10 protein-coding genes are annotated in these 10,453 nt (G+C 58.0%); 2 read left to right on the top strand and 8 right to left on the bottom strand.

What is annotated here, in order from left to right; all coding sequences use genetic code 11:
- Nucleotides 1-82 precede the first annotated feature (82 nt).
- Both I6F28_RS35600 and I6F28_RS35595 read right to left on the bottom strand, forming a co-directional pair.
- Entirely contained in the window at nt 83-469 is a 387-nt protein-coding gene (locus I6F28_RS35600) for an ectoine synthase (protein WP_225130830.1), read from the bottom strand.
- 773 nt (nt 470-1,242) lie between these two features.
- Nucleotides 1,243-1,452, bottom strand: coding sequence for a hypothetical protein (locus tag I6F28_RS35595; protein WP_225130838.1), 210 nt, complete (start codon nt 1,450-1,452; stop codon nt 1,243-1,245).
- 392 nt (nt 1,453-1,844) lie between these two features.
- Here I6F28_RS35595 and I6F28_RS35590 point away from each other — a divergent pair, with 392 nt between their 5' ends.
- Complete coding sequence (locus I6F28_RS35590) at nt 1,845-2,048, top strand: hypothetical protein (protein WP_225130840.1); 204 nt, start codon at nt 1,845-1,847, stop codon at nt 2,046-2,048.
- 1,347 nt (nt 2,049-3,395) lie between these two features.
- Nucleotides 3,396-3,599 carry a hypothetical protein gene (locus I6F28_RS35585; RefSeq protein WP_225130842.1) on the top strand — a complete coding sequence of 68 codons (204 nt, stop codon included), beginning with the start codon at nt 3,396-3,398 and terminating at the stop codon, nt 3,597-3,599.
- 230 nt (nt 3,600-3,829) lie between these two features.
- On the opposite strand, the gene panC is transcribed toward I6F28_RS35585, so the two are convergent.
- The 6 genes from panC to panD form a co-directional block, all read right to left on the bottom strand.
- Nucleotides 3,830-4,681, bottom strand: a complete 852-nt coding sequence (panC, locus tag I6F28_RS35580) for a pantoate--beta-alanine ligase (protein WP_225143632.1) — start codon at nt 4,679-4,681, stop codon at nt 3,830-3,832.
- 3 nt (nt 4,682-4,684) lie between these two features.
- On the bottom strand, nt 4,685-5,563 hold the full coding sequence (gene panB / locus I6F28_RS35575) for a 3-methyl-2-oxobutanoate hydroxymethyltransferase (RefSeq protein ID WP_225130853.1): 879 nt from the start codon (nt 5,561-5,563) through the stop codon (nt 4,685-4,687).
- Nucleotides 5,564-6,843: 1,280 nt separating this feature from the next.
- Nucleotides 6,844-8,109: an adenosylmethionine--8-amino-7-oxononanoate transaminase gene (bioA, locus tag I6F28_RS35570; protein ID WP_225143630.1), complete on the bottom strand. Its 1,266-nt coding sequence runs from the start codon at nt 8,107-8,109 to the stop codon at nt 6,844-6,846.
- Entirely contained in the window at nt 8,106-8,741 is a 636-nt protein-coding gene (gene bioD, locus I6F28_RS35565; protein ID WP_225143628.1) for a dethiobiotin synthase, read from the bottom strand. Before bioD ends, bioA begins: the two co-directional genes overlap by 4 nt.
- Nucleotides 8,734-9,891 carry an 8-amino-7-oxononanoate synthase gene (locus I6F28_RS35560; protein WP_225130859.1) on the bottom strand — a complete coding sequence of 386 codons (1,158 nt, stop codon included), beginning with the start codon at nt 9,889-9,891 and terminating at the stop codon, nt 8,734-8,736. Before I6F28_RS35560 ends, bioD begins: the two co-directional genes overlap by 8 nt.
- A 74-nt stretch (nt 9,892-9,965) precedes the next feature.
- Nucleotides 9,966-10,319 (bottom strand): aspartate 1-decarboxylase, encoded by a 354-nt coding sequence (panD, locus tag I6F28_RS35555; protein WP_225130861.1) that lies wholly within the window; start codon nt 10,317-10,319, stop codon nt 9,966-9,968.
- Nucleotides 10,320-10,453: the final 134 nt, after the last annotated feature.

Genomic DNA, 10,453 nt, shown 5'->3' with positions numbered 1-10,453 from the left:
ACGAGGCAGCGCTGGATTGCTCGAGTAAATGTATCTCGCAATTAGCGGCAGTTCATGTTGTATTGGCGTTTCTTCGCATCACTCAATATGTGGAGCCCGCCGGGTCGTCGAGCTTGTGGCGCTCGGTTCCGGTAAGGGGCGGGTTGAAGATGCTTACGAGGATCATGTCGTTGTTCCGTCCCCCGCGCAGGAAATGCTTGTCATGCTTGTCAAGCACATACATGTCACCCCTGCGAATGGGAAAGACATTGCCGTCCATGTCCTCGACCTCGCCCTCTCCGCCGATGCAGTAGCAGGCTTCGAGATGATTCCGGTATTGCAGAAGCGAAACGGTGTTAGCGCGCACCACGGTGTGGCAGATGCTAAAACCCATGCCGTCCTTATCGGTCAGTAGGCGGTGGCTAGTACCATTGCCCCAATCGACGAAGTGATCGGTTGCTTCGACGTCGCGCAGGCTACGCACAATCATAGTGTTCGATCGCCCGGTGCAGGTTGAAGTGATTGATCCAAAAGCTGGAGGCCGTTGTTCTGCCCCGGAACTGCGACTTCCCTGTCGCGCTGCCGACTGCGGTCCGTCGAAACAACCAACCGTCGGTCGCGAAGAGCCCGTGCAGCAGTCCTATGGGATCGGCTACACGCAAAAGGCCTGCCATTTGCCCGACGGCGACTAGGGAAAATATCGGCGCGAGGGTATTTCGCAGCCGAGCCCGATCGACGCGTACCAATTTGATGTTCCACCTTTGGCGTGGTGCCGCCGCTTACCTTTGGATTCCCCAGAATGCTGCTGGAGATATTGCCGGCGACATAAACTGTCTCCAATCGCAGATTTGGCAAGTCGTTTCCCTCCTTGCTGTGCCTCTCGCCGCCAGTAGAGCAAATCTCATGCCGTGGTGGCAGGCCGATGAAAGATGAAGTTGTGGCTGTCTCAGCTGGCAAGCGAGTGAGAACGATTTGGCTGGGCGTGTAGCCAATCTAACAAATTGTCGAGATATGGCCGAATACAAACGGGTCCGGAGCGAGAACCGGTCGAATAGTTCGGCTTTCTAAGGCAAAAGCCGATATAGATTGAGCAGCTGATACCCGAGCCGAATGAACTCATGTGCAGGTCAGCAGATTAGGTCTTGGGGCTGGGCCGACAGCGGGCGGATATCATCGATTATTTGCCGGGTCGCGAGCCCATGATGATGCCGTCGGCGAGAAATCGCGTGGTCCCGAATGCGAGCGTCGTTCGCGGCTCCGCGCCTATCTTGCCGACATGTCCGTCCGCTTCGGAAGGCTGAACGCGAGCGGGAAGGTCTCGGCCGAAAGAGACTCGAGGGCCGCCTGCTCCTCGGTGAGGCGTCCTTCAATGAACTGACGTTCGACATCCGACAGGTTCGACTTCAGCAGGCGAGAATAGCGGTGGATGGTGTTACGGTGAGCACGAATGCGGGCCAAATATTCATCGAGCATCCTGGACGCTCCTGAGGTCGTCGCAATCTCTACGAAGAGATATTCAGGCGAGCATGTCGTCGATCAACGCGCCGCCTGCCATCGCATCTCGGAAGCCGTTCGGCAGGCGGATAAGACTATGCTAGTTCGTGATATCATTCCCTCCCCTAGCCTAGCAACCCTCGCGACGATCCGCAGCGTTTTTGGCTCGCCATAGCCGTCCTTCTGCTCGGCTAGTCGCTCAAACAGAGCTGGATGCTTGTAAGGCGCAAGGAATAGTCGGTCACGCCCCCGGCGCCGGACGCTTGTCGCTAACAAGCTCGCCCGTCAGTATTCTCTCCCGACGAGCTGAACATCGTTTGTCGATGTGCTATACGCATCTACGTTGAGAACAGCTTTGGTTGAGAGTTTCGATGTCTCTTTCGATTGGATTGATCGTCGACGGCTATGTGAAACTAAGCAACCGCAGCGCGCTGGAGACCCTTCTGGCGCATCGGCGGGAGCTACTGCAGCAGTTGAAGTGCGTTACCGGAGTTGATCCGAAGCCAGCGATCGCTCAGGTCAGTCAAGACATCACAGTGATTGAAAGGGCACTTGCGGGGCTCGCACAGGAGTAGACAGCAATGGCGCACCCGCTCGCTTGAGTGATGGCGCTCCGGCGCCGAACACTGAGTTCGCCCTCGTTTCCGGACGAAGGTTATTAGCGTGACGCCTCACCGGCATCGTGGCGCGCAAGGGTGCGTGCGCCAAGGCTTGGATGCGCTGCCTGTTGTGCGAGCAGCTCGTTTCAACGATCGGCCTCGCAGCGAGCAACGCGCCAACCGATTCACATCGGATAACGCCGCGTCTTGGGTGACGTTAGGCCGCCATCGATTTGCGACCACGATACACCTCTGCGAGCTGGCCGGATCGCTATGCCGCAGGCGACGCGACGGCGCGCGCGAATCTGGATAGCAGGCCAGGACCTTCAGCACTGTGACTTGGAAATTCGCCTCAATGACAAGCCATGTCCTAGATCTAATCGCCACATCGTTGGTGCTCTGGAAGAGCTTCCTGACCGATCTGTTTAAGCAGATTGGGGCACGTCTCATCTCTGATGGCGGCCTTCAGGATTTTGGAGGCAACGTAGGCGCGGACGCCGGCGTCATACGGTGAGGCGCTTTCGCAGACCTCCCTATCGGCTCCAAACCCGACCGCTTGGCATCCTGCACTGTAGAGGGACTTCAATTCATGCGTTGAAGCATATCTTTGCGTCAAAAACCAGCGCCCGCCCCGCGTCTGGCGACGAAATCGGGCCAGGATCCGGCGCCCGCGCTAAGTGCCCCCTTGACTCGCCCTCCTGGCCGCTCTTGAGGGAACTTCGGCTTTATGCAGCTTAGGAGGTCGTCTGCGCGATCGTGAAGTAGTTTCATGGTCATGGGCGTGTGGTTAGTGATCCATAATTGCAGGTATTGGCAGCACACGATTTTGAGCAAACCTCCTTTGGCATGCCCGCTTGCAGGCGGATGATTTCGGTAGCGACTTGCGTTTTGGACATATAAGCCTGCTGAAGGACCCCAGCACGGAGACGCGAACGTCGCGTGAAAATTCATCGGAGGCGCTGCCGCAATGCAGGATTTGAGCGCGAGAGCGCGGCTCGTTGCATTAATCGATATTGCCATTTTGTTACCAGTCTGCGCCCAGAGCAATCACATGCAGCCGGAGGGCGGCATATTCCGCGGCCACATTGTTGGGGGTCATTACTGCAACTGAGCTTGAGCGACGAGCGAGATGGCGTCGCCGAAAGTGCCGTCGAATCTACGACCTGGGCGAAGGCCCTTTGCAGGGAGTGAGCTAGCAACCAGCCCACCGCGGGCTGCGTGTGAAACGCTCTGATCTGACGCCGAGGCGCCTCGTTCAGGGAAGAGAAGCAACTGGGCTGTTCAGATTATCTGCTGTGTTTGTCGAATCGGAAAGGGAGCTACATGAATCATCTCGGCAGCAGCTATCGTCGCACACCATCTGTGATGACAGACGAACAGCACGAGCTGAAGCGGTGCAAGCAGGAGATTGCGCGCCTCAAACAGCTGGTTGTACGACTTTCTGAAATTGTTTTGCGCGACGTCGTAAAAAGCGCGCAAAGCGGTCGGAACGCCCCGGAGTGTCCAAGCGAGCCGCCGAAATCATAAAACGGAAAGCGAACTCGCACTTGGCTGCTCTCGGCAGCGCGGCAGCGGCCCCGCCTCGCTCCACCCCGTCAGCCGGCAGAGCCGATCTCAGCCGACATCATGAGGTTGAGCGGGGGGCAGTTGTTCAGCACGCAAAGGGCAGTTCCGGGTCGCCTTCGAGAGATGTTGAGGATTTCAGGGCCAACCCATCCGGTTCGACTGTTTGTGAGCGCAATCACTTGCGGATCTAGCTACGATGGCGACCGGGATAGGACTACATTGTCGATCAACCGAGTGGAGCCGACGTACGCTGCGACACAGAGTGCCGCCGGGTAGCGCAGAGGGCTCTCGGCAATCCTTAGGGTCCCAGTGTCGACAAGCTCAAGGTACTGCAGTCGATCGACCATTTCCAAATGCTTTCTTGCAAGCGCAATCAGCGTTGCCGCATCGCGCTCCCCTGAGGCAAACTCATGCGCTGCGGCGAACAAGCCACGGCTGATCGCAAGGCTCCGACCACGTTCTTCCGAGCTGAGATAACGGTTGCGACTGCTCATTGCCAGCCCATCTGGCTCCCGCACGGTTGGCACAGTGACAATCTCGATCGGAAGATTCAGATCAACCGTCACGCGGCGTATCACAGCGCATTGCTGAAAATCCTTCTGTCCAAAGTACGCGACGTTCGGCTGCACCATGTTGAATAGCTTGCAGACGACAGTCGCTACACCACGAAAATGTCCAGGCCTGAAAGCACCGCAGAGCGGTTTTGCGAGTTCGCCCGGCTCGACAAAGCTCTCAAATTGAGCCGGATAGATCTCCTCTGCACTTGGCGCGAAGATGATGGTGACCCCGGCACTGCGGCACAACGCTTCATCGCGCGCGAAGTCGCGAGGGTACCTGCTGAGATCCTCATTTGGGCCGAACTGAGTGGGGTTGACGAAGATGCTGACGACAGTGACGTCGCAGTGTCCCCGGCTTGCCGAGATCAGGGCCAGGTGGCCGTCGTGCAAGTATCCCATCGTCGGAACGAATCCGATGCGCTTATCGGCATTGCGAACGTCTGCAAGGGCGCGACGCAGCTCAGCGACCTTCGTAATGACTTGCATTTCTTACCTTGAGGTTGAATTGGAGGGCACCCAGTTGGCGACGGCATGCCGAAGCTGATCAGGAAGCCGATAGCACTCCTCCGAGCCCGGGAATGCACCTTTGCGGATATCGGCAGCCCAGCGCGACAGCGCCTCCTGGAACAGCTGGAATCCATTTGTATAGGCACGAACGAATTTGGGGCGATGACCTTCGGTTAGCCCCAAGACATCATGAAACACGAGCACTTGGCCCGAGCAATCAGGTCCTGCTCCGATCCCGATGGTGGGTATCGTGAGACATTCGGTCGCTCGCGACGCGAGCTCGGCAGGAATGCCCTCCAGGACCAGCGCGAAGCAGCCGGCTTCCTGCAGACGGTGGGCGTCATCGAGCAGCCGCAAGGCGGTATCCGTTGTCCGTCCCTGCACCTTGAATCCACCCATGACGTTGACGCTCTGCGGGGTCAGACCGAGATGTCCCATCACAGGAATTTCGCAATCGACCAAGGCGCGTACCATATCGATGCGTTTGGCACCACCCTCGAGTTTCACAGCATCGGCGCCACGCTGCAGAAAACCTCCTGCGTTGCGAATCGTATCCTCAGAACCGACATGAAAGCTCAGAAAGGGCATGTCGGCCACAAGCAGGGCATGAGGCTTCGTGCGCGCAACAGCCTCCAGGTGATGATTCATCATGGCCACGCTGACGGGCAGCGTGTTGTCGAATCCCAGGCAGACGTTTCCAACGCTATCGCCGACCAGGATGATATCGACAATGGGATCCGCGATGCGCGTCGCAACCGCATCGTAGGCGGTGGTCATCACGACACGCCGTCCTTTATCCTTCCACTGCTGCAGTGCCGGAATCGTGACACGCTCTAGAGGCTGCTCTGAACTGTGGCTCATATTGAATCCGCTCCCCACACACCGTCGGCGCTTCCTAGAGAAGGCAGGAGAAACCTGTCAATGGTATGGAGGATGGAGATCCCAGTTTCTCTAGAACTGGAGAACAGAGCAAAAACAGCCCAATGGTCGCGCAACCATGAGACAAGACCTTCCTCATCGCGATTTCACCTCCCGATGGCTCGTCTTCCCGTGCAGTTTCAGCGGCTATGCCAGCCGCGGCCTCAATCGAGGAGCGGCGCTCGCGACGAGCCACCATCTGCACGCGTTTCTGGGCTAGTTGCAGTCTCTCCAAACGGTGACGGCTCGACCGGACCGAGCTGCAGATGCACGCGTGGGGACTTCGTCTTTAGGCACATCTGCGTGTCTGCCCCCTAGGGGTACTCGTTAGCCTCCCGCTTTCGCGCTGGCGCACCGAGCAAAGCAAACGGATGGCAGGCCAGGAACGTCCAAAAGTCACAGGCCGCCGTAAGCGCAGCGAGAGTCGCGGTCGAGTAGATGTCGTCGCGAAGGCGCTCAGACCGAGCCAGCCTGCTGGCCCTGTAGGCTCTGAAGTCGATTATTTTTGCCGATGTTTCTGTCACTTGATTTCCACGCGCTCTAGAGGGCCACTTGAATTCTCTGACCAGGGTCGTACCGGCACAACTCAGTCCATTCCTAAGCGGCTCGCCCCCGTCGCAACCAATTCTGATCGGCCTCCCGCCGCGCCTTAAAGCGGTTGACGCATTTCTTGGAGCAAAGGGCCGTTCGCCAGCAGTAATGGCGGATCAGCCCAAACTTTCCGCCGCATATCGCGCAGCATGTGGCTGAATGGTCGGGGGAATTACGGAATCCAATGTGCATTCTCGCCTCCTGTCAGACGTTTACTTGGGGAAGCCCCGCTGCCCTCTGACCACAGCACCACGCGCGCACCAAAGGTGCGGTCGCCCGGCGGTCCATTTCCCTGGTTCTTGCAGCCATCAAGAGTCTTGACTCTGATGTGCGGCTGCCTCGCGAAGCAGTACTTTCCGCAGAAAGCCTCGCCGAGAATTTGCTCAAGATAATGGATTTCTCTATCGTGGTTAACGCAATTCGCCCGACATTTCGGCCAAATGCTGCGCCTTTCATGGCTAGCCCGCAGGATTGCTGCGGCAGCGGGGTCGGGAGCGCTTAAGTGCTTAAAGCACGATCAGCCTGCGAGCCTTGGGTGCTGCATTCTCGTTGCACTATCAAGCGGCAGCAATACGGACACTTTCGCCTTCCAAGATGCTGTCGCTGCAGATGATTGCACAGCCTCGTGCATCTCACATCAGCAAGTCAGCAGCGTCGCGGATGGCAGTATAGATTTCATCAAGGTCGGCCGCCGTAACGCAGTAAGGCGGCATCACGTAGATCGTGTTACCGAGTGGGCGTAGCAGCAGATTCCGCGCTTGGAAGAAAGCCAAAAGCCTCGGACCGATGTCCGCCAGATAGCCGGCATCGCTCGTGTTGAGTTCAAGCGCTGTGACTGTTCCCGTGCGTCGGACGTTTGCGAACCGTGAATCGGCGCGGAATGGCACGAGTGCCTGCTCTTGCATCCTGGCCAAGGATGCCAGCCGCCAGCGATATTCCTGATCCTGCCATAGGTCCAGATTAGCCTTGGCCGCGGCACAGGCCACTGGATTGGCCGTATATGAGCTCGGATGAAAAAACGTACGTGTGCGATCTTCAGAATAATGCGCATCGAAAATATCGGCACGACAGAGTGTGACGGCGAGCGGCAGCGCCCCACCCGTGAGGCCTTTCGAATAGCAGGCAATATCGGGCATGACATCGGCCTGCTCACACGCAAACAAGGTACCCGTCCGGCCCCAGCCGGTCATGACCTCGTCCGCAATGAACAAGACGTCGAAGGCTTCGCAGATCCGCTTCATCTCTCTTAGGGTCGAGGGAGAATACATCAGCATTCCACCGGCACCCAATATCAGGGGTTCCACGATAAAGGCTGCGGGATGTTCGTTTCTACACGCGTTTTCAAGCGCATCGAGCGCTCTTTGCTCACGATCTCTTGCCGGGAACGGAATCGAGGTCACCTCGAACATCAGCGCCCCGTAGGCCGCATTGAAGACGCCTCGGCTACCTACCGACATCGCCCCGATCGTGTCGCCATGGTACGAGTGCTGCATCACCACAATTTGGGTTCGCTGTCTTCCGGTATTGCGCCAGTAGCCGAGCGCCATTTTCAGCGCGACTTCGACGCTGGTTGACCCGCTATCGGAGAAGAACACATGTTCGAGCGCCGGGGAGGTGACCTTCAATAGTTCCGTCGCAACTTGCTCAGCCGGGTCGTGAGTGTATCCGGCGAAGATGACCTGGTTGAGCTTGCCTGCCTGCTCTCGGATCGCGTTCACGATGCATGGATGGCAATGGCCGTGGGTCACGACCCACCAGGAGGAGATTGCATCGATAAGGCGTCGGCCATCTTCGGTGTAGAGATAAGCCCCCTCTCCCCGCAGCACCTTCGTCATGTCCCGCTGTAGAGCATGCTGCGTGAACGGGTGCCAGATCGGCGACCTCCTGGCTATCTTCATAGGTTCAGGAAATCGCTGCTAACAAAGGAGTCTTTGAAAGCCGCCTGCAGCCTATCGTCCGTGAGGGGAACAACCCACGGGAGCTGTCCCAACCAACGCACTCTCCCGATCTCGCAAATCGCGCTTTCAGTTTCGGCGTTTCTTTCGCCAATGAACGCAATTCCAAGGATTCGAATCTGACGCTTCCGCAGAGCCTCTATGGAGAGCAGGGAGTGATTGATTGTGCCCAGTCCCGTCCTTGCGCAAAGCACGACGGGGAGCTGCCAGCGCTCGAAGATGTCGATGTAAAGAGTGCGCGCTGTCAGCGGCACCATGAGTCCGCCGGCGCCCTCGATCACGAGTTGCCGCTCGCCGCTGTCCGGCAGTCGAAGCGTCTCTGTATCTATGCGAACACCGTCGATCTCCGCGGAGTAATGGGGCGACGCAGGCGTCCGAAGTCGGTAGAGCTCCGGGACAATCCGATCGGACGAGAGGCCACCGAGGCGGCGGATGCACTCGGAATCGGTCTCTTGTTCGAGTCCAGCCTGGACCGGCTTCCAGTAATTCGCGCCGAGAAGGCCGGCGAGCCCTGCGGAAAATACCGTTTTGCCGACCCCGGTGTCCGTACCAGCCACGACGATCCGCTTATTCATCAAAACGAGCCCTCGTCACCTCAACCAGCGCATCGAGCATTGCGCGCACGTCCTCTTCCCCAACATTGAGTGTCAACGAAATTCGCAACCGGGCGGTGCCTGCAGGGACGGTTGGCGGCCGAATTCCGCGGATGTCGAAGCCGCGCGCCTGCAGAGCAGAGGCAAGTCGCATTGCATGAGCATTATCACCTACGATGTACGGCACGATCTGAGAGGTCGATGGTGTGCGCAAACCAAGCAAGGTGATCTGCCGATGGGCGAACGCAACGAGATTGGCCAGCCGCTGCTGCCGCTCCGGCTCTTTCTGCAGGGTGAGAAGTGCCTCTCGAACGGCAACGGCCATCAATGGTGATGGGGCGGTGGCAAAAATAAACGGACGGCAGCGGTTGACCATGAAATCGCGCAAGATGCCGGAGGCCGTAACCAGTGCACCCGCCGCACCGAGCGCTTTGCCGCAGGTATGAACGACGATGAGATTTTCGCGCCTGTCATAAGGGGCCGTGAGCCCTCGTCCCTGATGCCCGTAAGCGCCTGTGGCATGAGCCTCATCCACGATCAGAAACGCGTCGTGGCGATCGGCGATTGCCACCAGCTCTTCGAGTGGAGCGAAATCGCCGTCCATACTGTAGAGACTTTCGGCCACAATCCAGACGCGGCCCGCCCCACCTTTGTTTCGCCAGTCGCGAATTTCGTCTTCGAGTGACTGGGGATCATTGTGCGCGTGAATTCGACACTCTGCGCGGCCGGCCCGTGCCCCCTCGTGAATACTGGCGTGCACGAGCGAATCGAGAACGAGCAGATCGCCGTGCTGCGGCAGCGTTGTCAGGAGGGCAAAATTTGCGATGTAGCCGCCTCCAAAGAAAAGCGCTGCCTCCGCGCCAAAGAACTGAGCCGCTTCCGTCTCGAGCCGTTCATGCTCCTCGCAATTGCCGCGCAGAAGCCGCGACCCGCCGGCTCCAATCGGAGTGCCCGCATCGAGCGCGGCGACCATCGCCTTTTTGATGTGCGAGTCGTTGCCGAGCGCCAGATAGTCGTTCGATGCGAAATCGATCCCCACGCGGGGCTTGAGGCAGCGCAGCCGTTTATCTTCGTTCAACGCATTCAACGCTGCGACGTAGGGACCAAGTCTAGCTGTTTGGATTGACCGCATTCATCACTCCGAGGCTCGCATCAAATCACGCAAAAAATGCGTTGGCCGTTTAAGAAGGAAGGATGGCCGGAGGTTCAACTTGCCAGGATGCGATTGTCTCTGTCCACACGCACAATGCGTGGCTTGAATATCTTTGCTTCGGCCTCGTCGAATGAGGCATATGCAACGATAATGATCTTGTCTCCGGGCATCGCCAGTCGGGCGGCCGCACCGTTCAGGCTTATCGTGCCAGACATCGGCGGCGCCTCGATCACGTAGGTGGCAAAGCGCATCCCTGTTTCGACATTGTAGATTTCGACGCGCTCGTTGATCACCATTCCTGCCGCGTCCAGGAGCGTACGATCTATCGAGATCGAGCCTTCATAGTGAAGATCAGCTTCGGTCACTGAGGCGCGATGGATTTTGCCCTTCATCAAAGTTATCTGCATTTCTCACCTAGCATTACAGTTGCATCTTCCTGAAGGTTCTGAATCCATGGGCGACCATGATTCGGGATCTGATGATTGGTGGCGCGTCAGTTGAAGATACGCTGACGCTGTGGGCTTCGGCGTTGCGAGATATC

The sequence above is a fragment of the Bradyrhizobium sp. NBAIM14 genome, from assembly GCF_020193895.1.
In the GTDB taxonomy this organism is placed as follows: Bacteria; Pseudomonadota; Alphaproteobacteria; order Rhizobiales; family Xanthobacteraceae; genus Bradyrhizobium; species Bradyrhizobium yuanmingense.
This window is presented reverse-complemented; position numbering and strand designations above follow the sequence as displayed.